We start from the raw sequence: 24,436 nt of genomic DNA, 5'->3' as shown, positions 1-24,436 counted from the left end.
CAGCATGCAATCGCTTCCTGCATTCAAACGTGTAGTCACCGGCCACGATGCCGAGGGCCAGGCGGTCGTCGCCAGTTGCGGCCCGACACCGAACAACTTCCCACTCAAGGCGGTGCCTGGCACCCTGTTCTACGAAGTCTGGAACAGTGTCGGCAGCCCGGCGACACTGGACAACGGCAATGATCCGACAGCGCAGCCGCTGCAATTGAGCCCTGGCCCGCTGGGCAGCGTGATTCGCGTGGTGGACATACCGCCTGACAGCGTGCAGAACCAGGTCAGTGCCGAAGATGCAGCCGCTGCCTTCGCCGAGATCGGCGAGGCGAGTGCCGGCACGGGCAAAGCCGACTCGAAGCACAAGCTGATGCACCGCACCGAAACCCTGGACTACGGCATCGTTACCGAGGGCGAGGTCTGGCTGGTGCTGGACGATGGCGAAGTCCACCTCAAACGGGGCGATATCGTGGTCCAGCGCGGTACCAACCACGCTTGGAGCAACCGCAGCGAACAGATGGCCCGGATGGTCTTCATCCTGCTCGATGGGCGTTATGCCGAGACGCTCAAGGAGCTGCTGCCATGAAGCTCGCCACGTTCGACGACGGCAGCCGCGATGGTCGCCTGCTGGTGGTGGCCCGTGACCTCGGGCATGCGGTCGATGCCAGCGACATCGCCACCAGCTTGCAGGTCGCGCTGGAAAACTGGCCCCAGGTCGAAGCCCGCTTGCAGGCTCTGTATCAGCAGCTCAACGACGATGCGGTTGCGGGTGCCTTCGCGCTCGACCTCGCTCGACTGGCTGCGCCCCTGCCGCGTGCCAGCCAATGGCTGGATGGCTCGTGCTTCCTCAGCCATGGCGCGTTGATGCAGAAGGCCTTCAACCTGGACCCGATCGAAGGCGTCGAGCACACACCACTGATTTACCAGGGTGCCAGCGACGACTTTCTCGGGCCACTCGCGGACATTCCCTTGCCCAGCGAGGCCCACGGCATCGACTTCGAGGGCGAGTTCGCGGTGTTGCTCGATGACGTACCCATGGGATGCCCGGCGGAGCAGGCCTTGCAGCATGTTCGCCTGATCCTGCAACTCAACGATGTCAGCCTGCGGGCCCTGGCACCGCGGGAAATGAAGACCGGCTTCGGCTTTCTCCAGGCCAAGCCCGCCAGCAGTTTCGCGCCCGTCGCGGTCACCCCGGACGAACTCGGCGAGGCCTGGCGCGACGGCCGGGTGCACTTGCCGCTGCACGTGCACTGGAACGGCGAGTGGTTCGGCCATCCGCATGGCGGCGCCATGCACTTCGGTTTCCACCAGTTGATTGCCCATGCGGCGCTGACGCGACGCTTGAGTGCGGGCACGCTACTGGGCTCCGGCACCGTGTCCAACGCCGAGCGCAGCGTGGGCTCGGCGTGCATCGCCGAGCGCCGCGCCATCGAAACCATCGCCTGCGGTGCGCCGCGCACGGCCTTCATGCGCTTTGGCGACCGGGTGCGCATGGAGGCTCGCGGGCCCGAGGGCGAGGTGCTGTTCGGGGCGATTGACCAGCGCGTGGTGCGGGGAGGCTGGCCATGCGAGTGATGGTCACCGGGGCCAATGGCTTCGTCGGGCGCCAGTTGGTGCAGCGCCTGCTGGACCTGGGCGAGCTGCGCGGGCGGCGAATCGAGGCACTGCTGGCGCTGGATCAGGCACTGGATGGCCTGCCCGAAGACGCGCGCCTGCGTCGCCATCACGGTAGCGTCACTGACGCGGCCTTGCTGCGTCGAGTGCTGGCTGACGGTGTCGACGTGGTCTTCCATCTCGTCAGCGTGCCTGGCGGCGCTGCCGAGGCGCAGTACGAACGGGGTTACCAGGTAAACCTGCAAGCAAGCCTGGAGCTGCTCGACCAACTGCGTAATCCCCTCTGTCCACCGGTGCTGGTGTACGCCAGCAGCGTCGCGGTGTACGGCGGCAAGTTGCCGACGCGCATGGACGAAGGCCAGCCAGCGTCGCCCCAGCTGTCCTATGCGGCGCACAAACGCATGGTGGAGATCGCGTTGCAGGACCTTGCCCGCCGTGGCGAGGTTGACGGCCGCGCCTTGCGCTTGCCCGGTATCGTTGCTCGCCCGCGCGAGCCGAATGGTCTGCGCTCGGCGTTCATGAGCGACCTGTTGCACGCCTATGTGGCCGGGGAGGCCTACACCTGCCCGGTGTCACCCGAAGCGAGCGCCTGGTGGATGTCGGCCCGTTGTTGCGTGGACAACCTGCTGCACGCCGCCGAGCTGGAAGACCCGGGCAGCCAGCGGGTTTGGCAACTGCCCGTGCTGCATTTGACCATCGCCCAGGTGCTGAACGGGCTGGCGGCTGTTGTTGGCGAGGCCAACCGTGAGCGCATCGCCTTCGCCCCCGATCCCCAGCTCGAAAGCCTGTTTGGCCGCTACCCACCGTTGCGTACCTCGTTTGCCCGCGAACTGGGCTTCTGCCACGACGGTTCAGTGGCCGGGCTGCTGCGTAATGCCCTCGACTTGCCGCCGCGCCACACCCGTCGCGCGGCCATCCGCAAAGGAATCCTCGTATGAGCTTGAACACACGTCGCTTGCTGGACCTGTCTGTCACCCTGGACAACAACCCTTACACTGATCCGCCACCTTTGCTGCCGAAGATCGATTATATGGATCATCAGCAGGGTTGGCCGGAGATGGCCGCGATGTTTCCCGGGCTGCGCAAGGAGGACCTGCCGGGCGACGAGTCCTGGGCGGCGGAGCGCCTGCAGATCACCACTCACAGCGGTACTCACATGGACGCGCCCTGGCACTACGCATCCACCACCGACGGTGGCAAGCCGGCCTTCGGCATCGACGAACTGCCGCTGGAGTGGTGCCTGCAGCCGGGGGTGAAGCTGGATTTTCGTCATATGGCGGATGGCCACGTGGTCACTGCGGCGCAGGTCGAGGCGGAGCTTGCGCGTATTGGTCATGAGCTGCAGCCGCTGGAGATCGTGCTTGTCAACACCCGCGCGGGCAGCTTGTTCGGCCAGCCAGGCTATCTCGAAGCCGGAGTGGGGATGGGCCGCGAGGCGACCTTGTACCTGCTGGAGCGCGGGGTGAGGGTGGTCGGTACCGATGCCTGGAGTTGGGATGCGCCATTCAAGTTCACCCGCGAACGCTTCAGTGAAACGGGCGACGCCTCGATCATTTGGGAGGGCCATAAGGCCGGGCGTGATATCGGCTATGGGCAGATGGAGAAGCTGGCCAATCTGGAGCAGCTACCGGCGGATGGGTTTCTGGTAAGTTGCTTCCCTTACAAGATCCGGCATGCCTCAGCCGGCTTCGTCCGGGCGGTAGCGATCTTCGATTAGGGACAAAGCCATGGGCGAAAGGAGCGGGCGTGCGCAGCTGCCGTCAGCCGTTGGCCGTCGGGCAGCTGCGGGCGATGGTCAAACGTCCAGCACCAACCGGGCGCTGTGGCAGCCCGATACGCAGGGCGTTATCCATTCTCCGCTGTTGCGCTGGGCATCGCTGAGGTACTCGTCGCGGTGATCAAGCTGCCCCTCGATGACCCGGCTGACACAGGCGCCGCAGATACCCATCCCACATGACACGGGTAGCTCCACGCCAGCCCGCGATGCTGCTTGTACCAAACTTTCGCCCGGTTGCACCTCGACCTGAAGACGACTGCGCTGTAGCACCAGTGTGCAGTGACGCTCCACGTGCAAGGTGGGTTCTGCGGCCTGGAAATGTTCGCGATGAAGCGCCGTGGTTGGCCAGCCGCTTGCCAGCGCGACGTGCTCAACACAATCCATGAAACCTGCAGGGCCACAGCAATAGAGGCTTGCGCTGCCGTCCCAGGCCGGCAGGTGTTCCTCCAGGTACCCGGCGATCATCGGGGCGCGCAAGCCTGCATGAACCTCGGTATTCGCATCGAGGTACTGGACAAAAGGCACCTGTTTGGCATCGCGGGTGAAAAACAGCAAGCGCACCGACCGACCTTGCGCTTGGCATTGCCGGTACATGGCGAGCAGTGGCGTGACTCCTATGCCTGCGGCCACCAAGACGACCTGTCCAGTGCCAGGTTGCAGGTTAAAGAAGTTGCGCGGCAGGCCCACCTCCACCCGGGCACCCAGCCGCAGGTGCTCGTGCAGCCATTGCGAGCCGCCGCGGGAGGCTTTTTCGCGCTTGATGCCCAGGTATACATGACCGTCCTCGGGCAGGCTGACCACTGAGTATTGGCGTACCACGCCATTGCCCAGGCGCAGGTCCACATGAGCACCGGGTGCCCAGTCGAAGGGCAGGGGAGCAGGACTCGGCGGGGCCAGTTCCACACCTAGCACGTCGTCGGCTTCAAGGCGCAGGGCCCGCACCTGCAGAGGCGTCCAGCTCATGCGCGTACCCCCGCGGCCTGTTGCAGGCGAAGTACAGCCTGCCGCGCCTGGCTGCCCAGTTCGGCCAGGTCCAAGCCAGGAAGCGCATCGTTTTCCACGCTCAGGCGGCCGCCCACCAGCAATGCCCGCAGCGTCGGACGGCCACCGCCAACCACTGGCGCGATACCCAGATCATGCAGACCGAAGTAGCGGGGTTGATCGAGGCGGTAGATCGCCAGGTCCGCCGCCATGCCGACCTGCAGCGTGCCGATGGCGTCCAGGCCCAGCACCTGGGCGCCACCTGCTGTGCCCCAGCGCACAACGTCCTCCACGCTGGCGACATGGGCACCGCCCTCCAGATCGCCGCCGGCATGGCGGGCCATGGCGCGTTCGCCGGCCTTGGCCCTTTGCATCAGCCAGGCGGCGTGGGTTTCGCTGATCATGTCGCAGGCTTCGTTGGAGGCAGCGCCATCCACGCCGATCGAAACCGACATGCCTGCAGCCTCCATGGCAACGATATCTGCGATACCACTGCCAAGCCGGCCATTGCTTTGTGGGCAGTGGGCGATGCCGGTGCCGGTGGCGCCCAGCAGCTGGATTTCTTCGGCGCTCAGCTTGACCAGGTGCGCGAACCACACGTCCGGCCCGAGCCATTCCTGCTCCGCGCAGAACACCACGGGCGAGAGGCCGTGGCGATCATGGACTTCGTTCTGGTACTCCACGGTTTCGCTCAAATGGCTGTGCAGGCGGATGCCCAGGCGGCGTGCGGTGCGGGCGGTCTCCCGCAGGTGCTCGGGCGGCATGGAGTAGGGCGGGCTGGTCGGCGCCATTACCACACGGCGCCAGGCATCATCGGCGGGATCATGGTAGACCTGCACCAAGCGCTGAACATCGTCCAGGTACTGCTTGAGGGTCTCAGGTCCGGCCGTCGCGGGGCCTTCCGCCTGACGTACCTGGGTTGCGCCGCCCCGGCAAAGGACGAAACGCAGTCCCAGGCGCTCGGCTTCTTCGAAGAGGATCTGTGCGCTGTCGAAGGCCATGCCTGGCAAGTACAGGTAATGATGGTCGGCCACCGTGCTGCAGCCGGAACGGGCCAGCTCCACCAGCCCGACCCGTGCGGCCAAGCGAAAACTGTGCTCATCGAACAGCCCGCGATAGCGATAGGGCACGGCCCCCAACCAGGCACCGAGGCTCTGGTCGATGCCAGCGGGAATGCCCTTGAGCAAGGACTGGAACAGATGGTGATGGGTGTTCACCCAGCCTGGATACACCACGCAATCGGTGGCATCGAGCACTTGCTCACCTGGTAACGGTTGCAGCGAGCCCAGGGCGGCGATACGCCCCTGGGTGATACGGATGTCCGGCCCGACATGGCGCGCGGCGCCGCCGCGCAGGCCAGTGAGGATGGCGCTGGCGTTACGGATCAGCCAGCTGTTGCTGTGTTTCATGTTCGTCTCCATAGGCAGTACGGCGTTTTGCATGGAAGTCAGCCCAGTTCGCTTTCGTGCCAGTGGCGCAGGCTCAAGCGCGCCAGCAACGCCATCAGGCTGAACAGCGCCACGCCGGTCAGGGCGATCAACACCAGGGCGGCGAATAGGCGGGGGATGTTGAGCTGGAATCCCGCCTGCAGGATCTGATAGGCCAGGCCCGCACCCGTGCCGCCCGTACCGGCGACGAACTCGGCCACCACCGCGCCGATCAATGCCAAGCCACTGGCGATGCGCAGGCCAGCGAAAAAGCACGGTAAGGCGCTGGGAATGCGCAGGCGCAACAGCACTTGCCAGCGGCTGGCACGGTTCAGGTGGAACAGGTTGAGCAGGCCAGGGTTGACGCTGCGCAGGCCCAGGACGGTGTTGGCGATGATCGGGAAGATCGCCACCAGCGTGGCGCAGATCACCAACGCCAAGGTCGTGTCGCTGCACCAGATGATGATCAGCGGCGCGATGGCCACCACCGGCGTGACCTGCAGCAGAATCGCGTAGGGAAACAGACTGGCCTCCACGACGCGGCTCTGCACGAACACGAACGCCGCCAGCGTGCCGATGACAACGGCGAGGGCGAATGACAGGAAGGTGATCTTCAGGGTCATCCACAGTGCCCCCAGCAGCATCGGGCCATCGGCGACCAGGGTGCGGCCGATATCGGCCGGTGACGGTACCAGGTACACCGGGACTTTCCAGGCGATGCATGCCAGTTGCCAGACGCCGAGCAGCAAGGCGCCAACCAGTAGTGGTGAAACGATGCGTAGTACGGAAGGGTGGCGTAGCCAGGGAGTAGAGGGTCGGCTCATGATGATGCTCTCAGGAAGGGTCGCCATTGGCCTGGGCCAGGAGTCGGGACAGGTGCGCGCATTGCTCGATGAACGCCGGCGAAGTACGGTATGCCTCGTCGCGTTCCCGTGGGCCGTCGATGATTACATCGGCGATCACTCGACCGGGACGCGCGCCCATCACGACCACCCGCGAAGACAGGTACACCGCCTCGAAGATGCTGTGGGTCACGAATACCACCGTCAGGTCGCGCTGGAGCCAGAGCTGGCGCAGGTCGCTATCGAGCTTGTTGCGGGTGAACTCGTCCAGGGCGCCGAAGGGTTCGTCCATCAGCAGCAGATTGGGTTCGGTGGCTAATGCCCGGGCAATGGAGGCGCGCATCTGCATACCGCCGGAGAGCTCCCGCGGGTAAACGTCGCCGAACTTGCCCAGCCCCACCAGTTCCAGGGCGGCTTGCACCTTGGGCTGGCTCTGGGCCTTGGGGGCGCCGGCCAAGTCCAGGGGCAAGCGCACGTTGTCGTGCACTTTGGCCCATGGCATCAGGGTGGCTTCCTGGAACACCATGGCCAGGCTGCGCCCCGGTGTGCCTGCGTGGTGGTCCGTACCCGGGGCATCCTTGCCCCACCAGCGCACATGGCCGGCGGAGGGCTGTTCGAGCCCGGCGAACATTTTCAGCAGGGTGCTTTTGCCACACCCCGACGGGCCCAAGAGCGAGACGAACTCGCCGCGTTCGATCGCCAGTTTCACGCGGCTCAAGGCATGGGTGCCATTGCTGTAGGTTTTTTCCACCTGATTGGCGAACAAAGGGGTGTCCACACCGATGGTGTTCGGCAGGGCCTGCGGCTGGACGTCGGCTTTGGATAGGGTCTGCATCAACATAGCGCTCTCCCCGTGGGTCATGAGCGGTGGTGAATGCCCCGGCGCACCGGGGCGTTGGGCAAGTGTCAGTGGCTGAGGAACACTTCGCTCTCGCCATGGGCTTCAAGCAGACCCAATAGTTGCCGACGGATAACCAACCCAGGCTTGTCCGATGGCATGTGCAGTTCCACCCTGCGGCGGGTGTCGACACAGGCGTCAGGATCGGTGGCTTCCAGTATGTCGCGGTCTTCGGCTGTGATCGCCGCGTCCCAGTCGATCAGTTCCTGGGTTGAGCATTGGTCTTCGCTGTCGTTGCGATACAACCACTGCACGAGCATCAGTCGGTTGTCGTCGATGGGCGTGGCGCAGTTGTAGATGATGTGATGGATGCCGCTGTCCGGATACATGCAGCCAAAGCGCCGGGAGAAGGGCAGGTAATAGCGGTTGAGCAGGTGCCGCTGGGTGATTGGCTCGGTGGTACCGGTGATACGGAAGCTTGCCTCGGGGTTGCGGATCGGCACGCGGGTCTCGGCTTCGAAGCCATAATCGGTTTCGCGAAATGCGTAACTGGCCGGTTGGGGCTGGTCGAACAAGCCGAAATTGGCCTTGTGCACGAAGGAAAAGTGCGAGTTGTCGAAGGAATTCTCCATGACCCGCAGCGGGCTGGTCTTCCACTCTTCGTAAAACTGGAAGATGCGTCGGTAACCGGGGGCGCCGTCTTCTGGGAACTCAGGGATCGGTTGTAGCGGGTCGTCCAGGCTGACCCAGGCATAGCCGTACTTCTCCTGGCAGTGATAAGCCTTCACCGCGGCACCCGGAGGAATAGCGCCGGTGGGATTCTGCGGGATCTTCACGCAGGTGCCAGTGCAGTCGTATTCCCAGCCGTGGTACCCGCAGGCGATATTGCCCTCAGCACTGACGAAGCCTTTGGACAGTTTGGCGGTGCGGTGGCAGCAGCGGTCCTGCATTGCCACCGGGGTACCATCGGGACGCTTCCACAACACCAGCGCTTCACCCAGCAGGGTGAATGGCTTGGGGCCGTCTTCGAGGGCTGTCATAGGGAGCAGGGCATACCAGAAACGGCGCAATACAGGTTGTTTGGTAACCAACATAATCAGGATTCCTCACAGCGTTGAGCTTGTTAGGGTGTTCAGCGGCTGCCGACCTGCTCGGCCTCAGGGAGTACCTTCAGGTCTTGCACAAAGCGCGTGGTGTACGCGTTGCGCCAAGGTGCGTCGGGACCGAGCAGACCCGCCTCGACCATGAAGTCGCGGGTTGCTTGCCAGCGGCTGTCCGTCATGGTGCCGATCCCCTGGGTTGCAGCCTCTCCACCGGTGACCAGGCGGTACTGCTTGAGGGTCGAGACGCCCCAGGCCAGCAGTTCATCGGTCATGTTGGGGTTGTCGCGCTTGATCAGTGCATTGCCGGCGCTGGGGTCATCCAGATAGCGCTTCCAACCCTCCATGGACGCGCGCACGAAACCTGCTACCCGCTCCGGGTGCTGAGCGATGATGTCTTGACGGGTGACCACGGTGGATCCGTAGGGTGGATAACCGGCATCTGCGAAGAGGAAAAAGTTAGGCGTCACGCCTGCCTTTATCGCCTGGAACAGTTCCGAGCTGGCATACGCCTGTTGTGTGGTTTGCGGGTCGGCTAGAAAGGGTTGCAGGTTGAAGGTGTAAGGCCGCGCCTGGTTGTCAGCCAATTGATATTTACCCTTCAGCCAGGGCCACCAGGTTTGCTGGCCCGAGGTGGACACCAGCACAGGCTTGCCGCCAAGCCCATCAAGTCCGCTGACGTCCGCGTGGGTCATCAACCCTTGCGGGTCTCCCTGGAAGGGCGCAGCCACTGCGACCACTGGCAGGCCTTGCTCGACACTTTTTAGAATCTGCAGGTCATAGTTGACGATGAAATCAGCTTGCTTGCTGACCAGCAGTTGCATGCCATTGACCTGTGGTCCCCCCATGCGGATGGACACATCCAGGCCTTCCTTTTCGTACAACCCATCGGCCAGTGCCTGGTAGAAGCCGCCCTGTTCGGCCTGAGCATACCAGGAGGTCAGCAACACGACTTTGTCGCCAGCGATCGCCAACGGAGCGATCGTCAGCGTGGTGGGGAGCAACGCTGCTGCCAACAGCGAGCGTAACGGGCGAGCCAAGGCAAAACGCGTTTTCATCATGTGTTCTTCACCCCGATTCAAAAACCGCCGTGCGCCGGATAGCGCGACAGCGAAGGAGCCGGGCGGAGAGAACGTGGGAAGAGAATGGCGTCGCGAAGCAAAAGGGCGTGAACTGGCGACTGACATTGCTCTCTTGCCCGGGGCTGCCATAGCCTCGTTCAAACATCCGCTCGGATGTACGCCCCGAAGGACGCAAGAGCAATGCCCCATGCCATGCCTGGCACTGACCGCTTCTACTCGCTGATACAAGAAGCCAGAAGCATGCCAATTTCATGAAGCCGCTGACTTTGCGGTGTAGCGACCCGCATCCGAGGGGGCCTGGACTGACGCGTGAGTTGAGAAGGTGCAGAACGTACCGATTGAGCACTAATAAAGTGCGCAATGTTCTGATGGGATGGTGTTCATTGATTCTGAGGATTGCTCACAATAAGCAAATTACGTGTATCCGATTAGTTGGCACGCGCCCTGCTTTGCGCTAACTCGAGTAGAAGCGGTCAGTGCCAAAAGTTGGCATGGGACATTGCTCTGGCGGCCTCGCGCCGCTCCCCCGGCAAGGGTGGCGCCTCGGCATGAGCCGGGGCCAGAGGAGAGGTCGTCCGCTGCTGCATACCCTTGCTGGCGAAAACCAACAATCACGACCCAAGGGATGCAAATGAAACCGAACGCTCTTTCCTGGCTGCTTCACAGCGTCGTCCCACTCTGCGCGCTGGCCACTGGCAGTGCCCAGGCGAATCCGCTGATGTGGAGCAACAACAGCCTAAGCTACCTCTACGGGCATGGTTATAAAGTCGATGGCACCGGCAACGATATCCAGCAAACCATCACCTTCGAGCACGCCAGTGGCTGGACGTGGGGCGACATGTTCTTGTTCGTCGATAACAAGTGGTCCAACGGCTTGTCCGGCAACGATGGCTACACCTATTACGGCGAGTTTTCACCGCGACTGTCGCTCGGCAAAATCAGCGGACACCGTCTTAGCTATGGCATCGTCAAGGATGTGTTGATCGCTGCCACCTATGAGCGCGGAGAAGGGCGCAATCGAAAGTACCTGCTTGGGCCCGCTGTTGACCTGAACCTGCCTGGTTTTGATCGTTTTTCACTGAACACTTACTACCGCAAGCCCGATGGGATAACCGGCAAAGCGTCTGGACAGTGGCAGATCAACCCGACCTGGGCGATGACGATACCGCTCGGGCGCTCCGACATTTTGTTCGACGGTTATCTGGAGTGGTACGTCAATGATGTGGGGACGAAGGGTACCTCGAACTATGTAGCCAAGAGTTTCCACTTCAACCCCCAAATCAAGTACGACGTCGGTAAGGCGATGGGGCAAGCGCCGGCGCGTTTCTATGCGGGAATCGAGTGGGACTATTGGTCCGACAAATATGGCATCGAAGACAGCCACGGTTTTCCGACCGATCAGAACGCGTTGAGTGCATTGATCAAGGTGCATTTCTAGGCTCTGTACGAATGCAGATGTCGCAAACACCGCATGGACAAGCCAGCGAGACAACTGCGGCATAGCTTTTCGTAAGCTTGTCGAAGGGTGTCACGACCCGGCGGTTCCCTTCAGTCAGCCAGACATGCGCTCGATGATGTTGTGCTGTTGGTACTTGGGCCGATCAAACAGTCTGGGTAAACCACGCTTTGGATTGCACTTCATTGAGCGCATGCGGGTGCCCATGTAGCGGCTCATTATAACCAACACGTCCGCTCGCCTGTGTCAGAGCCTTCAGTTCGCGATTGTTCACAGATTCAGTCATGAGCGCTGCTGCGCCAGCTGAATCCAAGCGATTTTACCGCTCACATACGATAAGCCGTGATTATTCCACCTGAGGAAATGTTTGCAGGAGGGGTTTTCTATCGCCATAATTGGTACGTAATTACATGTTACATAACACAGTACAAAATCGTAGGAGCAAGCATGGCCCGTGGCGGCATCAACAAGGTGGTAGTGCAGCAGGCACGTCAGGCACTGATCGCCCGGGGTGAGAACCCCAGCATCGATGCCATACGTATCGAATTGGGCAATACCGGCTCCAAAACCACGATTCACCGCTACCTGAAGGAACTGAACGGCCAGCAGCCGGTGGCTTCCGAGGGCGGGGTCGCGCTGAGCGATGTGCTGAGCCGCCTGGTTGGGCAACTGGCAACCCAGCTGCAGGACGAGGCCAACCTGAAGATCGAGCAGGCCGAGAGCACCTTCACGCAACAGCGCGAGACGCTTGAGGCGCAGCTGGAAATCGCCCAGCAGGCACTGGCTGCAGCGCATCAGCAACACAAGATCGATGCAGCGGCATTGGCTGCAGAGACAGAAAAACTGTTGTCCACGCAGAGCACGCTGCAAGCCGAACAGCTGCGCAGTGCCAGCCTCAACCAGTCGCTGGGTGAGTTGCAGGTGCGCCTGGCTGACAAGGACGAGCAGGTCAAATCGTTGGAAGACAAGCACCGCCATGCCCGCGACGCCCTGGAGCACTACCGCAATGCCAGCCGTGAACAGCGTGAGCAGGAACAGCGCCGCCACGAAGCGCAGTTGCAGCAGATGCAGGTGGAATTACGTCAGATGCAGCAGGGCATGATCGTCAAGCAGGACGAACTTACCCGCTTGCACCGTGACAATGAGCGGTTGCTGGGAGAGCATCGTCAGGCGGCCAGTGAATGCCGGGCGCAGGATGAGTTGCTGGAACAACGCGATGCGCAGATCCAAGGCCTGCGCACGATCCTGGCCCAGGCACAAGGCGCCAGCGAAGAGATGCGCCGGCAGCTGGATGTGCAAGCCCAGAGCCTTGAAGCCAGGCGCGACGTGTGCACCGAGCAGGCGCGGCAGTTGCAGTGGCTTGAGGAGCAGTTGAAGGCGCGTGACGAGGCGCTGGCGCAGTGTCGCGCGCAGTTGGCCCCGGTCGCAGATTAATCAGGCGTTTCCTGGTGGGTGGTTTCTTCCTTGATTACTGGTCTCGTTGCCGGCAAGCCATGTGCGATCCCTTGGGAACCGGCTTGCCGGCGACGGTCACCACAGACGACTGTCAGCCTTCAGCGCGCCTGGCGGCCTCTACGCCTGCCGCCGACAGCTTGATCGGGTAGTGCACGCTGATCTGATGATCACTGCTTACCGCCACGCTACCGTCGTGAATCAAACCGGCTTCCTGCAACGTCTTGAGCATGCCGGCCACCGCCTTTTCGCCGCGGTAGTTGTCCAGTACTTCCTTGCCTAGCCCTTCGGGGTGCGCATGCAACAGGCGGGTAAGTACTTCGGTCTTCAATGCATCGTTACTCATGTGCGGCCTCACTTGCCGTGCTTGGACTGAAGGGCTTTGGCCTGCTCCAGGTGCTGTTCGAGTTTGGGCAGCGTTTCGCTGGCAAAGGCCTTCAGTTCAGCCTTGTCGGACGATGCAGCCTCTTTCTTGAACAGCTCCACCGCTTTTTCGTGAGCGTCGACCTGGTTGTTGAGGTACGACTTGTCGAAGGACTCATCGCGCCACTCCAGGATCATTTTCTTGATCTTGTCGGTCATCGCGGCTTCATCCGGAACCGAAATGTCCAGTTTGCGGGCAATGTCGCCGAGTTTCTGGTTGGCCTGGGTGTGGTCGGTGACCATTTGCTGGGCGAATGTCTTGATCTCGGCGTTTTGGCTTTTCTCCTGAGCCAGCTTGCCAGTCACCACTTCGGCAATGCCGGCTTCGGTGGCCGCATCGACGAAATCATCGGAAGTCGCGGCCATTGCTTGCACCGATGCCAGGCCCAACACCATGGAAAAACCAACGCGTCTGATGAAGAGACTCTTCATGCTTCACTCCTTTAAACCGTGGCGCGACCTCAATGTCGCGTACGGTTGAGGGGGAAGGCAGGGCAAAGGTTTAATCTTTTTTGCCGCCGGTTCCGACCGTGCGACGCTGAACTATAGTGAAGACGGCGAACGCGGTACGGCCAGGGATTCCAATGTGCGCAGCCAGGAAACAGGACGACGATGGGCTTTACGCCATAAGTGGCGAGGGCCGCGCGGTGGCGCTGTTCCGCCTGGTACTGGCGTTCATGCTGGTGGTGATGCTGGCATTTGTACTGGTGGAAGGTTGGCGCATCTGGCGCGACTACCGCTTTGCCTATAACAATGCCGAGAACATGGTCAGCAACCTGGCCCGAGCCACGGCGCAGCACGCCGAGGACGCTATCCGCCAGGTCGACGCCATTACCGCAGCCTTGGCCGAGCGGCTGGAAGGCGATGGTTTCGATCACATCGACCGGCCCCGCCTGCACGCCTTGCTGGCCCAGCAAAAAAGCATCATGCCGCAGTTGCACGGGCTTTTCGTTTACGGCCCGGACGGCAGCTGGATCGTCACTGATCAGGCGGCCATCCCGCCCAACGCCAATAACGCCGACCGGGACTACTTCGCCTATCACCGCAGCCATACCGACCCTGGTGTACGTATCGGTTCGGTGGTGCGCAGCCGTTCCACCGGCGACCTGATCATTCCTATTTCCAGGCGCCTGGAGTATGCCGACGGCAGCTTCGCCGGCGTATTGCTCGGCACCATCAAAGTGGAGTGGTTCGTGCGTTACTACGGCGACTTCAAGATCGACGAACGCGGCGCGCTGGTGCTGGCCAAGCGCGACGGCACCCTCCTGGTACGGCGCCCGTTCGTGGAACAGGTGATAGGCCGAAGTCTTGCCAACAGTGAGATCTTCCGCAACCACTTACCGTATGCCACAGAAGGGGTAGCCGAGGCGGTAGCGGTCGTCGATGGTACCCCTCGGCTGTATGGCTACCGCGCGTTGTCCAGCTACCCGTTGGTTGTGGAGGCGGGGCTGTCGCGTGAATCCATTGTCGCGCCCTGGCGGTACGATGCGATCAAGTCGGTGGCGGTATTGCTGCTGTTGTTGGTAGGGCTGGCAGCGTTTGGCGGGGTGGTGCTGCGCCAACTGCGCGAGCGGATCGCCATCGAGCGGGCGCTGCTCCAGGCGCATCAGACGCTGAAAGCGTTGGCCTTGACCGACAGCCTTACCGGGCTGGGTAACCGTCGGCGGCTGGATGGGGTGTTCGAACCTGAGCTGCGCCGTGCACGGCGCCAAGGCTACCCCCTGGCGCTGGTGATGCTAGACCTGGATTACTTCAAGGCCTACAACGACCGCTACGGCCACCCGGCTGGCGACCAGTGCTTGCGACGCTTTGCCGAAGTGCTGCAGCAGGCCTTGAAACGGCCGGCCGATCTGGCGGTGCGCTATGGTGGGGAGGAGTTTACGCTGTTGCTGCCCGATACCGATCGCCGCGGGGCGGAAATGCTGGTGCAGGAGTTACAGCAGCTGGTGCGCCGACAGGCACTGGAACATGCCGCTAGCCCATTGGGGAGGGTGTCGTTCAGTGCCGGGATCGCGGTGGTCGACCTGGCGCGGGAGGGCGTCACTGCCGAGGCGCTGGTCGCGGCGGCGGACGGGGCGTTGTACCAGGCCAAACAGCAGGGGCGGGATGGGTATTGCGTGGCGGGAAATGTGGCGGCGGGGCAGGGTTGCTGACCTGGATGGAGATTGCGCAGGCGCCATGCGTCGCGATGAAACGCTAAAGCCCCAGGCGCATTGCACAACGCCCGCTGAGACCGTGAGCATGCTCGCTTGCGAGGATGCTCTGGAGTCGTTCGCAAAGCCGGCTTTCCTGAAGCATCTCAAACCCTAAACGGGCATAAAACGGCGCATTCCACGGCACATCCACAAAGGTGGTCAGCGTCAGCTCGCGCACACCGGCGCAGCGCCCTGCATCGACCACTTGCTGCAGCAACCGGCGCCCAACACCTTGCCCTTGGGCCTCCTGGCGAACCGATATTTCATGAAGGTGCAATGCCTGATCCGCCAGCCGCGCGCAGGCAAAACCCACAATGCGCCCAGCCGGGTCCTGCGCCACCCAACTACTACCCGCCTCGACGAAAGCCCTGTGCGCCGCGCAATCCATGACTTCGCCTTGCGCCAGCCAGGCCAGTGCCGGCCAACTGGCAAAAGCCTGGGCTGCCGAGCGCTCGACGTCCGGTAGCCACGTGATGTCCCGTTCAAGGGTGGGGCGGATAAGCATGAGTCACTCCTGTCGTTCTAATCCGTCGCCAGCACCTGCGGCTGTAGTTGCCAGCGCACCGAGCTTACACCTTTCTCCAGGCTGACCCTGCTGACCAGGCGCTCCAGTTGCGCCGGCGCCTGCGCGGTGCCCAACAGCTCGGCGCGCACCTCCAGGCGCGCAGGGTTGTCCAGGTCCTGGCTCTGCAACGACTGCAGGCGCAGTTGTGGATCGCCCAGGCTGTGCAGCATCAGGCTACGCACCTGGATCTCATCCTCGCCGCGGCAGACGACGCGGACTTCGAAATGCTGTTCCACCTCGCTGGCCGGCACTACATCCTGACGGTCGAGGCGCTGGGCGATGTCACGCAACAAGATGTTGGCGCAGAGCACCACCAGGCTACCCAGTGCCGCCTCCATCATCAGCCCGAGGCTGCACAGCACGCCGACCGCAGCCGTGCACCACAAGGTGGCCGCGGTGTTCAGGCCACGTACATTGAAACCATCGCGCATGATGACACCACCGCCGAGAAAGCCGATGCCCGACACCACATAGGCTGCGACGCGCGACGCATCGGCAGGCGCCATGCCTGGCACCGCCTGGGTCATCAATACGAACAGGCAGGCACCGGTACTGACCAGCGCATTGGTGCGCAGCCCAGTCAGGCGTTGGCGCAATTGCCGCTCGGCACCGATCAGCGCCCCCAGCACCAGGGCAATGCTGACGCGCAGCAGAAATACTTTTCAATCCATAGCAAACCTCTTCCGCAGGCACACGCCCGCATGAACGCCATCAGTTGGCGCGGTTGAAATAACCAGAAATTGCGCAGGACCACGCGGAGGGAAGGAGAAGCGGGGGTTACAGGAAACCACCGTCTTGCCAGAGCGGCCAGACAGTGCAGAACACTGCCGGGCTAGCGCGCCACGCGGGCCTGTCGCAAGCGACTGGGGCTACTGTCCAAGGCAGGTCTCCTGTTGAGGAAGGCAAAATTGCGTCGCGGACCATACGCCGCAGGGCAAAGCAGGTCAAGGGCAAACACATGACAATGGCTTCATCCGGGAACGGCCTGCTGCCGGTCACGCCCACATGGAAAAAACCCTGGGCAGCCGGTAACCTTGCGCCTTCCTTTGCCATCACCCGGACCGTTCCATGCTGTTCAATCTCGCCGTATTGTTCGGCACCCTGGTGGCCATGGAGGGCGTTGGTACGCTGGCTCACAAGTACATCATGCATGGCTGGGGCTGGTGGCTGCACCGATCGCACCATGAGCCACACCTGGGCATGCTCGAAACCAACGACCTGTACCTGGTGGCCCTGGGGCTGATCGCCACGGCGCTGGTGGCGCTGGGCAAAAGTGGTTATGCGCCTTTGCAGTGGGTAGGCGGTGGTGTGGCAGGGTATGGCGCACTGTATGTACTGGCCCACGACGGTTTCTTTCACCGGCATTGGCCGCGCAAGCCGCGGCCGGTCAACCGCTACCTGAAACGCCTGCACCGCGCACACCGCCTGCACCATGCGGTGAAGGGGCGCACGGGGAGCGTGTCGTTCGGGTTCTTCTATGCGCCGCCGCTGAAGGTGTTGAAGCAGCAACTGCGCAGCAGGCGCAGCCCATCGTGACGCATCCCCGGCACCTGCCGGGCATTGGGTGACGTCAGTTCACGGTTTCACCTTTGGGCTCTGCCGTCACATGCCCGCGGCTCACCCACCAGCCAAACCCGGCCGCAGTAAAGAACATGATCAAGCTGTACAACGCAGCCGGCACCGCCATGGTCGCGTTGTTCAGCAGCGAAGGGCTCAACGCCAGGGCAATCGCCAAGGTCCCGTTATGGATGCCAATTTCCATACCAATGGCAATCGCCTGGCGCTTGGGAATGTTCAACAGCCGCGGCACCCAATAGCCCACCGTCAGGCTCAGCAGGTTGAACAGGAGCGCCGCCAGGCCCACCACCGGTGCGTACTCGACCACTGTCTGCCAGTCCTTGGCCAGTGCCAGGACGATGGTGAAGGCCAGGAACAGCGCAGCCACCAGCTTCATCGGTTTTTCCATGCGCGCAGCGAACGCCGGGGCAAAATGGCGAATCAGCATGCCCAGCGCCACCGGCAGCAAGACGATGGCGAACACCTGCATGACCTTGGCGAACTGCAGTGGAATAGCCTGGTCCGAGGCCATGAACCAACTCAGCGACAGGTTCACCAGCAACGGCATGGTCAGGATCGCGATCAGTGAGTTGACCGCCGTCAGGGTGATGTTCAACGCCACGTCGCCGTGGGCCAGATGGCTGAACAGGTTGGCCGTGGTACCGCCCGGCGAAGCAGCCAGCAGCATCAACCCCACTGCCAGGGCAGATTCTAGACCAAAGCCGTTGGCGATCAGGAAGCACACCAGCGGCAACAGCAGGATCTGGCACACCAGGCCCACCACCACGGGCTTTGGGTACTTCACCACGCGAGCGAAGTCAGCCAGGGTCAGCGACAACCCAAGGCCAAGCATGATGATGCCCAGGGCAAGCGGCAGAAACGCAGTGAGCAGGGGCGAGGCGGTCATGAGTGGTCTCTCGGGCGAAGGATCTGAAGCAGTGTAGGTCGGCCTTGATTGATAGCTAATTGCAAAGGGCCAGCTCTTGGTAACCGTTTGTTACCACGTGCAGCGGCTGGCGAGGCTGCATGCCGCATTGCAGCAGGCATGCAGGCGAAGTAGCATTCCGTTTTTACCTTAGGATTAGCCTGATATGCCGTTCCAGCAAGGTCTGCTTGCCACCCCGGTGCCGGCCCACGCCCGTCACCTGTTCTTCACCCTGCAGTCGCCCGAGGCGTTGCCTGCCGCGCTGGATGCCTTGCTGCCGCAGGTCGATGGCAAACAGTTGCTGCTGGGCGTAGGCGCCCCGCTGGCCAAGGCCCTGGGCCGTGAAATACCAGGCCTGCGCCCGTTCCCGCTGCTGGATGCTGCGGTGGAGAACCCCAGCACCCAACACGCCCTGTGGCTGTGGCTGCGTGGCGACGAACGTGGCGACCTGCTGCTGCGCGCCCAGGCCCTGGAGCAGGCGCTGGCTCCCGCGCTGGGCCTGGCCGACAGCGTTGATGGCTTCCTGCACCGGGGCGGCCATGACCTTACCGGTTATGAAGACGGCACCGAAAACCCGGTAGACGAAGAAGCGGTGCAAGCGGCCATTGCCGCAGATGGCTCCAGCTTTGCCGCGTTCCAGCTGTGGAAGCACGACCTGCAATACTTCAAGTCGCTGCCTCAGGCTGACCAGGACAACATCATCGGCCGTCGCTTGAGCGATAACGAAGAACTCGACGACGCCCCCGAGTCCGCGCACGTCAAGCGCACCGCCCAGGAAAGCTTTGAACCCGAGGCGTTCATGGTCCGTCGCTCGGTAGCCTGGGCCGACCAACGCGGCGCCGGCCTGGCTTTCGTCGCCCTGGGCAAGAGTTTCGAGGCATTCGAGGTGCAGCTGCGGCGCATGAGTGGCCTGGAAGACGGCATCATCGACGGGCTGTACCGCTTTAGCCGCCCGCTGACGGGGGGCTACTACTGGTGCCCGCCAATGAGCGAGACGGGTGTTGATCTGAGCCCCTTGCTGCGGGCCTGATCTCTAAACATCCAGATACAGAAACACCCGCAGGCGAGGGACAGAGCGGCTAGGCTTGAAAGTTTCCGATTCATGACGGGAGATTTTCCATGTACGCACGTCGTGAAGTCCTACGCGCAGGTGCAACATTGGGGTTGCTGGCCGCCGCCAGCCCTTGGCTGCACGCTGCCGCGCCGGCGGGTTTGCTGGCCCGTAAAGTCCCGTCCACCGGTGAAGCGTTGCCGGTGATCGGTGCCGGTACTTCGGGCAGTTTCGAGGTAGAAAGCGGTTCGCCCCAGTACCTTCAGCTCAAAACGGTGCTGAAGGCATTTTTCGAAGGCGGCGGCCGGGTGATCGACACCTCGCCCAACTACGGGGGCGCCGACAGCATTCTCGGCCAGTTGCTGGAAGAGGGCGGCTGGCACCGCCAGTGCTTCCTGGCCACCAAGATCGCCGCCAATAGCCGGGCTGAAGCCCAAGCGCAGTGGGCCGGCAGCCTCAAGAGCCTGCGCACCGACAAGGTCGACTTGCTGCAGATTCACAACCTGCGCGACTGGCAGACCCAGCTGCCTTATGCCCGCGAGCTGAAGCAGCAGGGCGGGACGCGTTATGTCGGCATCACCCATTACCTGAACAGTGGTCACGACGACGTCGCCCGTATCGTGCGCAGCGAGCCGCTGGACTTCATCCAGATCAACTACTCGGTCAACGCGCCGGACGCTGCCCGGGAACTGCTGCCGCTGTGCCAGGACAAGGGCGTTGCGGTGTTGATCAATCGGGCCTTCGACGATGGTCGGCTGTTCGCCCGGGTCAAGGGCCAGGCCTTGCCGGGCTGGGCCGCCGAAGCAGGCATCGGCAGCTGGGCACAGCTGTTTCTCAAGTTCGCCATCAGCCACCCGGCAGTGACCACGGTCATACCCGCTACCAGTCGGCCTGACCGCCAGCTCGATCAGCTCAAGGCCGGGCATGAGCCAATGCTCACCCCGGCGCAGCAACAGGCGCTGATCACGCAGTTTGCCTGACATCATGCAAGCCTGGCGGCGGCGCCTGGACCAAGGGCTGAATATCCAGCCTGGTGAGGGGCCGGCGGTCATCGCCGGCTTGTTGCTGTTCTACCTGCTGTTCACCGGTTACTTCATGCTGCGCCCGGTGCGCGAAACCATGGGCGTTGCCGGTGGCGTGGAAAACCTGCAGTGGCTGTTCACCGGCACGTTCATTGCCACGTTGGCGTGCCTGCCGCTGTTCGGCTGGCTGGCATCCAGGGTGCAGCGCAGGCATATCCTGCCTTGGACTTATGGTTTTTTCGCCAGCAACCTGTTGCTGTTCGCGGCACTGTTGGCCGGTAACCCTGACGATCTCTGGACCGCCCGGGCCTTCTACATCTGGCTGTCGGTGTTCAATTTGCTGACGATCTCGCTGGCCTGGAGCGTGCTTGCCGATCTGTTTTCCACCGCCCAAGGCAAGCGGCTGTTCGGTCTGCTGGCAGCCGGGGCCAGCCTAGGCGGGCTCAGTGGCCCCCTGCTTGGCACCCTGCTGGTGGCGCCGCTCGGCCATGCCGGGTTACTGGTGCTGGCGGCGGTATTTCTGCTGGGCAGTATCGGCGCGACACTGTTCCTGCAACGCTGGCGAGCCCGTCAACCCATTGCGATTCAAACCGAACATCAGGACGCGCGGCCACTGGGTGGCAACCCCTTTGCTGGCGCCACCGCCGTCCTGCGTTCGCCCTATCTGCTAGGCATCGCCTTGTTCGTGGTATTGCTGGCCAGCGTCAGCACATTCCTGTACTTCGAGCAGGCGCGTATTGTCAGCGAAACCTTCACGGACCGCACCCGACAGACACAGGTGTTCGGCCTGATCGACACGGTTGTGCAGGCCCTGGCCATCCTCACCCAGGTCTTTCTTACCGGGCGCCTGGCCCGTCGGCTGGGTGTCGGTGTGTTGCTGGTTGCAGTGCCGCTGGTCATGGCTGTCGGCTTCTTGTGGCTGGCACTGGCCCCGGTGTTTGCCCTGTTCGTGGTGGTGATGGTGGTGCGCCGGGCAGGTGAATACGCACTGGTACGGCCAGGGCGGGAGATGCTGTTCACCGTGCTGCCCGCCGAGGACAAGTACAAAGCCAAGAACTTCATCGACACGGTGGTCTACCGTGGTGGCGATGCGCTGAGCGGCTGGGTCAAGCGTGGGTTGGACGTCATGGGCGAGCACCCACAATTGGCGATGCTGATCGGCGCGCTGCTTGCCGTGGGCTGGGCCGCGACGGGCGGCTGGCTGGGCCGGCGCCAGGCGCGCATGGATCGCCCGCCGCACCACTGACACGCGCACCAAATACGGCGATGCCGCTTATTTAACGCCACCGGTCCGAACCTCTCGTAATAAAGCGAATCTGCCGATATCGCCGAACTCCGAATCTGTGTACGGCATCTTGCCGTGCATTCCGAAGTCATATGAGGTTTGAACACCATGGCCACTAAAGACAACAGCCGCACCGGCAATCAACAAGGCAGCCAAGGCGGTAACAAGAACCCGGGCAATTTCGCCAATGACCGTGAAAAAGCTTCCGAAGCCGGTCGCAAAGGCGGCCAGTCCTCGGGCGGCAACATGCCCCACGACCGCGAGTCGGGCCACAAGGGCGGCCGTTCGTAACTGACCGACGCGCAGTGCCGGGGCGACCTGGCACTGCAATTATCCAAGGGGGTACTCCATGCGACTGACTCCACTGATCATCCTGATGGCGGCGCTGAGCTTGGTCGGCGGCTGTTTCGACCGCGACAATGACCACCCTGGTAAAGATTCCGACCCCAGCAAGCCTTCGCTGCAGATGCAGCAACCTGATTCCAAGCCTGCACCGCAGCCTGCGCCCGACCCCGAGCCGATGCCTGGCCAAAAGCCGAGCCAGTAAGAAGACAAGGAGCACGGCATGACGGTGATGAACCGCAATACTGCAAGAACTGCGCAAGTGGTCACCGAATCGACCAGCCTGCGACAACGCTACCAAGCAATGCTCGCAGGCCAGGATGCTGGCAGCGGCTCATGGCTCGAGGAACAACTGGCGGGGGCCGCGAGCATGCCGGACGACTTGCCCGACACACCGTCCGAGTTGCCGGCCTGGAGCAAAAAGCATACCGCCGAGGTCGCCAAGGCCTACACCGATTACCGGGCACAACGCCGTCAAGGCATGCCCCGGCGTTACTTTTCCAACCGCGCCCACGCATTGTGGTTCCTGCAACAGGTTGCGCCGACCAAGGCCGTCGATGGCGCCTGGCTGCAGGGCACCCTGCATCACTGGCGCGATCCACGTTATCACGGGCTGATTCGCACCTATCTGGAAGAGCTCGGCAACGGTGATCCACGCTGCAACCATGTGCTGATCTATCAGCGCCTGCTTGGTCGCCTGGGTTGCGTAGAGGCCATGCCCCTGGATGACACGCGGTATCTGCAAGGGGCCCTGCAACTTGCCCTGGGGCAGCACTGCGACACTCACCTGCCAGAGGTGGTTGGCTACAACCTCGGTTATGAGCAGCCACCGCTGCATCTGCTGATCACCACGTACGAGCTGGCCGAACTGGGCATCGACGGGCAGTATTTTCAGTTGCATGTGACCATCGACAATGCCGCCAGCGGCCACGCCCGCCTGGCAATTCAGGCGCTGAACCAGCTAAGCCCCGCGCATGATACGCAGGCGTTCTACGCCCGCGCGCGCGTAGGCTACCGCCTGAATGACCGGGGTATCGCCACGCCAGACCTCATCGGCCAGTTCGACCTGCAAGGCGAACTGTTTGCAGCCCTTGAACGCAAGCGGGTCTATGGCCAATTGATGCATGCCGACCATTGCCGCCTGCAGCAGCGTACGATCAATCAATGGCTGGCCGAACCCGGCGCCATGCCCGCATTCGTTGCCGCATTGCAGGCTCAGGGTTGGATCCGCAGAGGGCAGCCGCCAGCGAACAGCCGCTGGTGGACGCTGATCGACGGGCCGACCGCGGCGATGTTCGGAGTGTTCAACGCCTATGAAAAACAGCTATGGCATGACTGGATCGCCGACGATTGGCAGCCGTCCATCCGCCGCGTGTCCCCTGGCAGTTGGGGGCTGCCCGAGGAGCCTGAAGACATACCCAAGGACGCCTTGAATGTGGCCCCCAAGGCGTTGATCCAGAGGATGGTCGGCAATCGCCACGCCACGCCCGACGGTCTGTCTGCCACGCGCGCCTACATGCGCGTAACCGGGCTGCGCCAGGAGGAACCACGTTGATGATGCTCGCTCACAGGCAAATCGAGGCAGACCAGGCGTTGCTACAACTGGGACAGCGCCTGCGCGCCGATGGATACCGCTTTACCTGCGTGACACCCGCCACCCACGCGCGCGTCAATGCCCGCGAGGGCTGCGGGCAGGCCAGCACCCTGCGCGATATATTCGGCTGGAGCCGACCTTTCGAGCCAGGTTTGCTGTCGGCAGATCAGTTACTGTTGCTCGAACGTGCGCAGGCGTTGGGTGCACAGGGTGAACGGCTGATCAGCACGGTACGCTGGTCCAGCCTGGATGATTTACTGTTGCTGCATTCGGCGTATCCAACCGACGCCAGCGATGCCGTGTTCTTCGGCCCGGACAGTTACCGCTTTGCCCAGGTCATCCGCGATCACCTCCAGCACTGCCCCGAGCGGGTCGAGCATGCAGTGGATATCGGCTGTGGCAGCGGGGTGGGCGCCTTGCTGATTGCCCGCGCCGCCCAGCACGCACAGGTCAGCGCCGTTGACATCAACCCCCTGGCACTGCGCTATACGGCAATCAATGCAGCCTTGGCGGGTGTGAGTAACCTGTCGGTCGAGCCCAGCGACTTGCTGGACGGTATCAGCGGCACGTTCGACCTGATCGTTGCCAACCCGCCCTACATGCTGGACCCCAACGCCCGCCTGTACCGCCACGGCGGAGGCGCGCTAGGCGTCGACCTGTCGCTACGTATCGTGGAGCAGGCTCGCGATCGGCTGAGCCGCCACGGTACGTTGCTGCTATACACAGGCGTGGCCATTGTCGAAGGCCGCGATGCCTTGCTCGAAGCCATCCGCCTGCGCCTGGCCGGTCCGGATTGGGCTTGGGTGTATCGGGAAATCGACCCGGACGTATTTGGCGAGCAACTGGCTGAGCCGGGCTACGAACAGGTCGAACGCATCGCCGCCGTGGCGCTCACCGTTACCCGCAGCCGCTGAGGC

25 protein-coding genes and 2 pseudogenes are annotated in these 24,436 nt (G+C 62.7%); 15 read left to right on the top strand and 12 right to left on the bottom strand.

Annotated features, from left to right (window positions below; genetic code table 11):
• The first annotated feature begins 4 nt into the window (after window positions 1-4).
• Genes REH59_RS15230 through REH59_RS15215 form a run of 4 tightly spaced genes read left to right on the top strand, consistent with a single transcriptional unit; the run spans window position 5 to window position 3,322 of the window.
• Window positions 5-577, top strand: coding sequence for a cupin domain-containing protein (locus REH59_RS15230; RefSeq protein WP_014862035.1), 573 nt, complete (start codon window positions 5-7; stop codon window positions 575-577).
• On the top strand, window positions 574-1,566 hold the full coding sequence (locus REH59_RS15225; RefSeq protein ID WP_010954090.1) for a fumarylacetoacetate hydrolase family protein: 993 nt from the start codon (window positions 574-576) through the stop codon (window positions 1,564-1,566). The genes REH59_RS15230 and REH59_RS15225 overlap by 4 nt, the downstream gene beginning before the upstream one ends.
• Window positions 1,557-2,543 (top strand): NAD-dependent epimerase/dehydratase family protein, encoded by a 987-nt coding sequence (locus tag REH59_RS15220; RefSeq protein ID WP_014862034.1) that lies wholly within the window; start codon window positions 1,557-1,559, stop codon window positions 2,541-2,543. Before REH59_RS15225 ends, REH59_RS15220 begins: the two co-directional genes overlap by 10 nt.
• Window positions 2,540-3,322, top strand: a complete 783-nt coding sequence (locus REH59_RS15215; RefSeq protein ID WP_014862033.1) for a cyclase family protein — start codon at window positions 2,540-2,542, stop codon at window positions 3,320-3,322. The genes REH59_RS15220 and REH59_RS15215 overlap by 4 nt, the downstream gene beginning before the upstream one ends.
• Window positions 3,323-3,400: 78 nt before the next feature.
• Here the strand turns inward: REH59_RS15215 and REH59_RS15210 are convergent, their stop codons facing one another.
• The 6 genes from REH59_RS15210 to REH59_RS15185 form a co-directional block, all read right to left on the bottom strand.
• The gene (locus REH59_RS15210; protein WP_014862032.1) at window positions 3,401-4,345 is read right to left on the bottom strand and encodes a PDR/VanB family oxidoreductase; all 945 of its coding nucleotides are present in this window, start codon (window positions 4,343-4,345) and stop codon (window positions 3,401-3,403) included.
• Window positions 4,342-5,772 (bottom strand): amidohydrolase family protein, encoded by a 1,431-nt coding sequence (locus REH59_RS15205; RefSeq protein WP_014862031.1) that lies wholly within the window; start codon window positions 5,770-5,772, stop codon window positions 4,342-4,344. The genes REH59_RS15210 and REH59_RS15205 overlap by 4 nt, the downstream gene beginning before the upstream one ends.
• 38 nt (window positions 5,773-5,810) lie before the next feature.
• Window positions 5,811-6,539, bottom strand: coding sequence for an ABC transporter permease (locus tag REH59_RS15200; RefSeq protein ID WP_014862030.1), 729 nt, complete (start codon window positions 6,537-6,539; stop codon window positions 5,811-5,813).
• Window positions 6,540-6,624: 85 nt separating this feature from the next.
• Window positions 6,625-7,473 carry an ABC transporter ATP-binding protein gene (locus REH59_RS15195; RefSeq protein ID WP_014862029.1) on the bottom strand — a complete coding sequence of 283 codons (849 nt, stop codon included), beginning with the start codon at window positions 7,471-7,473 and terminating at the stop codon, window positions 6,625-6,627.
• Between the two features lie 65 nt (window positions 7,474-7,538).
• A complete protein-coding gene (locus tag REH59_RS15190) occupies window positions 7,539-8,564 on the bottom strand; it encodes an aromatic ring-hydroxylating oxygenase subunit alpha (RefSeq protein WP_014862028.1) in 1,026 nt (341 codons plus the stop codon).
• A gap of 38 nt (window positions 8,565-8,602) precedes the next feature.
• Complete coding sequence (locus REH59_RS15185; RefSeq protein WP_128573895.1) at window positions 8,603-9,628, bottom strand: ABC transporter substrate-binding protein; 1,026 nt, start codon at window positions 9,626-9,628, stop codon at window positions 8,603-8,605.
• A gap of 655 nt (window positions 9,629-10,283) precedes the next feature.
• Between REH59_RS15185 and REH59_RS15180 the strand changes: the two genes are divergently transcribed.
• Window positions 10,284-11,090, top strand: a complete 807-nt coding sequence (locus tag REH59_RS15180) for a membrane protein (protein ID WP_019751605.1) — start codon at window positions 10,284-10,286, stop codon at window positions 11,088-11,090.
• Here REH59_RS15180 and REH59_RS15175 read toward each other — a convergent pair.
• Window positions 11,087-11,303, bottom strand: a pseudogene (locus REH59_RS15175) (IS5/IS1182 family transposase); the annotation flags it as partial. The gene REH59_RS15180 and the pseudogene REH59_RS15175 overlap by 4 nt on opposite strands.
• A gap of 252 nt (window positions 11,304-11,555) precedes the next feature.
• On the opposite strand from REH59_RS15175, the gene REH59_RS15170 reads away from it, so the two are divergent.
• Window positions 11,556-12,542 carry a DNA-binding protein gene (locus REH59_RS15170; RefSeq protein ID WP_014862025.1) on the top strand — a complete coding sequence of 329 codons (987 nt, stop codon included), beginning with the start codon at window positions 11,556-11,558 and terminating at the stop codon, window positions 12,540-12,542.
• 112 nt (window positions 12,543-12,654) lie between these two features.
• Here the strand turns inward: REH59_RS15170 and REH59_RS15165 are convergent, their stop codons facing one another.
• Window positions 12,655-12,906, bottom strand: a complete 252-nt coding sequence (locus REH59_RS15165) for a hypothetical protein (protein WP_004374436.1) — start codon at window positions 12,904-12,906, stop codon at window positions 12,655-12,657.
• 8 nt (window positions 12,907-12,914) lie between these two features.
• The gene (locus tag REH59_RS15160) at window positions 12,915-13,415 is read right to left on the bottom strand and encodes a DUF4142 domain-containing protein (protein ID WP_014862024.1); all 501 of its coding nucleotides are present in this window, start codon (window positions 13,413-13,415) and stop codon (window positions 12,915-12,917) included.
• Window positions 13,416-13,567: 152 nt separating this feature from the next.
• Between REH59_RS15160 and REH59_RS15155 the strand changes: the two genes are divergently transcribed.
• Window positions 13,568-15,136 (top strand): sensor domain-containing diguanylate cyclase, encoded by a 1,569-nt coding sequence (locus tag REH59_RS15155; protein ID WP_014862023.1) that lies wholly within the window; start codon window positions 13,568-13,570, stop codon window positions 15,134-15,136.
• Between the two features lie 43 nt (window positions 15,137-15,179).
• On the opposite strand, the gene REH59_RS15150 is transcribed toward REH59_RS15155, so the two are convergent.
• Entirely contained in the window at window positions 15,180-15,683 is a 504-nt protein-coding gene (locus tag REH59_RS15150; RefSeq protein WP_014862022.1) for a GNAT family N-acetyltransferase, read from the bottom strand.
• Between the two features lie 17 nt (window positions 15,684-15,700).
• Window positions 15,701-16,396: an MgtC/SapB family protein gene (locus tag REH59_RS15145; RefSeq protein ID WP_245150141.1), complete on the bottom strand. Its 696-nt coding sequence runs from the start codon at window positions 16,394-16,396 to the stop codon at window positions 15,701-15,703.
• 415 nt (window positions 16,397-16,811) lie between these two features.
• Between REH59_RS15145 and REH59_RS15140 the strand changes: the two genes are divergently transcribed.
• Complete coding sequence (locus REH59_RS15140; RefSeq protein ID WP_014862020.1) at window positions 16,812-17,279, top strand: sterol desaturase family protein; 468 nt, start codon at window positions 16,812-16,814, stop codon at window positions 17,277-17,279.
• A 34-nt stretch (window positions 17,280-17,313) separates the two neighbouring features.
• Here REH59_RS15140 and REH59_RS15135 read toward each other — a convergent pair whose 3' ends face one another.
• Window positions 17,314-18,207, bottom strand: coding sequence for a bile acid:sodium symporter family protein (locus tag REH59_RS15135; RefSeq protein ID WP_014862019.1), 894 nt, complete (start codon window positions 18,205-18,207; stop codon window positions 17,314-17,316).
• A 184-nt stretch (window positions 18,208-18,391) separates the two neighbouring features.
• Here REH59_RS15135 and REH59_RS15130 point away from each other — a divergent pair, with 184 nt between their 5' ends.
• The 7 genes and pseudogenes from REH59_RS15130 to REH59_RS15100 all read left to right on the top strand — a co-directional run bounded on the left by REH59_RS15130 (window position 18,392) and on the right by REH59_RS15100 (window position 24,433).
• Complete coding sequence (locus REH59_RS15130; RefSeq protein ID WP_121783503.1) at window positions 18,392-19,255, top strand: Dyp-type peroxidase; 864 nt, start codon at window positions 18,392-18,394, stop codon at window positions 19,253-19,255.
• Window positions 19,256-19,344: 89 nt separating this feature from the next.
• A complete protein-coding gene (locus REH59_RS15125) occupies window positions 19,345-20,256 on the top strand; it encodes an aldo/keto reductase (protein WP_014862017.1) in 912 nt (303 codons plus the stop codon).
• A 4-nt stretch (window positions 20,257-20,260) separates the two neighbouring features.
• The gene (locus REH59_RS15120; protein WP_014862016.1) at window positions 20,261-21,544 is read left to right on the top strand and encodes an NTP/NDP exchange transporter; all 1,284 of its coding nucleotides are present in this window, start codon (window positions 20,261-20,263) and stop codon (window positions 21,542-21,544) included.
• Between the two features lie 204 nt (window positions 21,545-21,748).
• Window positions 21,749-21,874: pseudogene (locus REH59_RS15115) on the top strand (general stress protein); the annotation flags it as partial.
• A 58-nt stretch (window positions 21,875-21,932) separates the two neighbouring features.
• Window positions 21,933-22,130, top strand: coding sequence for a hypothetical protein (locus REH59_RS15110; RefSeq protein WP_014756700.1), 198 nt, complete (start codon window positions 21,933-21,935; stop codon window positions 22,128-22,130).
• Window positions 22,131-22,148: 18 nt separating this feature from the next.
• On the top strand, window positions 22,149-23,480 hold the full coding sequence (locus tag REH59_RS15105) for an iron-containing redox enzyme family protein (protein WP_014862015.1): 1,332 nt from the start codon (window positions 22,149-22,151) through the stop codon (window positions 23,478-23,480).
• Entirely contained in the window at window positions 23,480-24,433 is a 954-nt protein-coding gene (locus tag REH59_RS15100; RefSeq protein ID WP_014862014.1) for a methyltransferase, read from the top strand. Before REH59_RS15105 ends, REH59_RS15100 begins: the two co-directional genes overlap by 1 nt.
• Window positions 24,434-24,436: the final 3 nt, after the last annotated feature.

This window comes from Pseudomonas sp. BO3-4 (genome assembly GCF_034044115.1).
Taxonomy (GTDB): domain Bacteria; phylum Pseudomonadota; class Gammaproteobacteria; order Pseudomonadales; family Pseudomonadaceae; genus Aquipseudomonas; species Aquipseudomonas alloputida.
The sequence above is the reverse complement of the archived record's forward strand: the minus strand, read 5'-3'. Positions and strand labels throughout refer to the sequence as shown.

Coding starts and splice junctions, on each gene's coding strand:
- REH59_RS15125 (WP_014862017.1), top strand. CDS start 19,345: ATGTACGCACGTCGTGAAGTCCTACGCGCAGGTGCAACATTGGGGTTG.
- REH59_RS15100 (WP_014862014.1), top strand. CDS start 23,480: ATGATGCTCGCTCACAGGCAAATCGAGGCAGACCAGGCGTTGCTACAA.
- REH59_RS15135 (WP_014862019.1), bottom strand. CDS start 18,207: ATGACCGCCTCGCCCCTGCTCACTGCGTTTCTGCCGCTTGCCCTGGGC.
- REH59_RS15130 (WP_121783503.1), top strand. CDS start 18,392: ATGCCGTTCCAGCAAGGTCTGCTTGCCACCCCGGTGCCGGCCCACGCC.
- REH59_RS15140 (WP_014862020.1), top strand. CDS start 16,812: ATGCTGTTCAATCTCGCCGTATTGTTCGGCACCCTGGTGGCCATGGAG.
- REH59_RS15120 (WP_014862016.1), top strand. CDS start 20,261: ATGCAAGCCTGGCGGCGGCGCCTGGACCAAGGGCTGAATATCCAGCCT.
- REH59_RS15170 (WP_014862025.1), top strand. CDS start 11,556: ATGGCCCGTGGCGGCATCAACAAGGTGGTAGTGCAGCAGGCACGTCAG.
- REH59_RS15225 (WP_010954090.1), top strand. CDS start 574: ATGAAGCTCGCCACGTTCGACGACGGCAGCCGCGATGGTCGCCTGCTG.
- REH59_RS15180 (WP_019751605.1), top strand. CDS start 10,284: ATGAAACCGAACGCTCTTTCCTGGCTGCTTCACAGCGTCGTCCCACTC.
- REH59_RS15205 (WP_014862031.1), bottom strand. CDS start 5,772: ATGAAACACAGCAACAGCTGGCTGATCCGTAACGCCAGCGCCATCCTC.
- REH59_RS15230 (WP_014862035.1), top strand. CDS start 5: ATGCAATCGCTTCCTGCATTCAAACGTGTAGTCACCGGCCACGATGCC.
- REH59_RS15190 (WP_014862028.1), bottom strand. CDS start 8,564: ATGTTGGTTACCAAACAACCTGTATTGCGCCGTTTCTGGTATGCCCTG.
- REH59_RS15165 (WP_004374436.1), bottom strand. CDS start 12,906: ATGAGTAACGATGCATTGAAGACCGAAGTACTTACCCGCCTGTTGCAT.
- REH59_RS15185 (WP_128573895.1), bottom strand. CDS start 9,628: ATGAAAACGCGTTTTGCCTTGGCTCGCCCGTTACGCTCGCTGTTGGCA.
- REH59_RS15105 (WP_014862015.1), top strand. CDS start 22,149: ATGACGGTGATGAACCGCAATACTGCAAGAACTGCGCAAGTGGTCACC.
- REH59_RS15150 (WP_014862022.1), bottom strand. CDS start 15,683: ATGCTTATCCGCCCCACCCTTGAACGGGACATCACGTGGCTACCGGAC.
- REH59_RS15155 (WP_014862023.1), top strand. CDS start 13,568: ATGTGCGCAGCCAGGAAACAGGACGACGATGGGCTTTACGCCATAAGT.
- REH59_RS15210 (WP_014862032.1), bottom strand. CDS start 4,345: ATGAGCTGGACGCCTCTGCAGGTGCGGGCCCTGCGCCTTGAAGCCGAC.
- REH59_RS15110 (WP_014756700.1), top strand. CDS start 21,933: ATGCGACTGACTCCACTGATCATCCTGATGGCGGCGCTGAGCTTGGTC.
- REH59_RS15220 (WP_014862034.1), top strand. CDS start 1,557: ATGCGAGTGATGGTCACCGGGGCCAATGGCTTCGTCGGGCGCCAGTTG.
- REH59_RS15195 (WP_014862029.1), bottom strand. CDS start 7,473: ATGTTGATGCAGACCCTATCCAAAGCCGACGTCCAGCCGCAGGCCCTG.
- REH59_RS15160 (WP_014862024.1), bottom strand. CDS start 13,415: ATGAAGAGTCTCTTCATCAGACGCGTTGGTTTTTCCATGGTGTTGGGC.
- REH59_RS15215 (WP_014862033.1), top strand. CDS start 2,540: ATGAGCTTGAACACACGTCGCTTGCTGGACCTGTCTGTCACCCTGGAC.